This window comes from Pseudoflavonifractor sp. An187, from assembly GCF_002160275.1.
GTDB lineage: Bacteria > Bacillota > Clostridia > Oscillospirales > Oscillospiraceae > Enterenecus > Enterenecus faecium.
Genome location: NZ_NFKG01000062.1, coordinates 1 through 937 on the forward strand (window position 1 = coordinate 1; position 937 = coordinate 937).

A 937-nucleotide genomic window follows, 5' to 3' on the forward strand; every position below is an offset into this window, starting at 1 on the left:
CCATAGGATTGACGCAGTTCCAGCCTCGTACCCCAGGGAGGTCCTTAGGGGGGAACGCCCTAAGCGGGTTTTGGTTTCTTTTGCCCGCTCAAAAGAAACCCCCAGCGGGGAGCGTCCCGGCCAGGCTGGTAAGCCGGAACCTGGGCGGTTAGACGATCAATCCCTCCGACTCGTCGGTGCGGACTGAGTATCACTCGCCTCGCCCCTGAGAGGCGGGGCAAGTCTCGCTCACGCCGTCGCACCTCCTCACCCCACCAAACCCGCTTGCGCTGGGCTTTGGCGGGGGCCCCGTAAAGCCACCACCTCCCTTTACACAAGGGAGGCTTTTTTTCCTGAATAAGCACACAAGGCCCGGAGCATTTGCTCCGGGCCTCTTTGCTGGTAAAAAAGAAAGCTTTGCGCTTCCACCATTTCTCAGACGCAAACCAGCGCCCCCGCCGGGGACGCTCCGCTGGGGTGACTTTCTGCCGCCAGAAAGTCACCAAAGACCGCCAAAGGCGGGGCCTTCCCCCGCCTTGTGGAATCCACCCCGCCGGTACGGGGCTGCCTCTGCGTTCTTCTCTTCTCGGCCCTGTTCCTGGCAAGGTCACATAGATGGCGTGGACATTCTATGGACGGTGCTTACTCCTCTGGTAGTTGGCACTTCTCTTCTCAGGGCCTCACCTTGGTGAGCCGCTGTTTCCAGCTAACGGGAGCCTGGCCTCCGGCGGCGGGAACGCCGCACACCGGGGTGAGGCCCTGGAAACAGGGGCACCGTCTCACAGAGAAGGAAATGCGTTCCATAGACTTGCCAGGCCATCTATGTGACCCCACCAGGGCCAGGGCCGGCCATAGGATTGACGCAGTTCCAGCCTCGTACCCCAGGGAGGTCCTTAGGGGGGAACGCCCTAAGCGGGTTTTGGTTTCTTTTGCCCGCTCAAAAGAAACCCCCAGCGGG

At 61.5% G+C, this 937-nt stretch carries 1 protein-coding gene; it reads right to left on the reverse strand.

Going from position 1 to position 937, the window contains the following annotated elements:
• Positions 1-651 precede the first annotated feature (651 nt).
• Positions 652-783, reverse strand: coding sequence for a hypothetical protein (locus B5F22_RS12820; RefSeq protein WP_275532489.1), 132 nt, complete (start codon positions 781-783; stop codon positions 652-654).
• Positions 784-937 lie beyond the last annotated feature (154 nt).

What these genes read in the sequence shown, in the direction of transcription:
- B5F22_RS12820 (WP_275532489.1), bottom strand. Translation starts at nt 783, where the DNA reads ATGGAACGCATTTCCTTCTCTGTGAGACGGTGCCCCTGTTTCCAGGGC.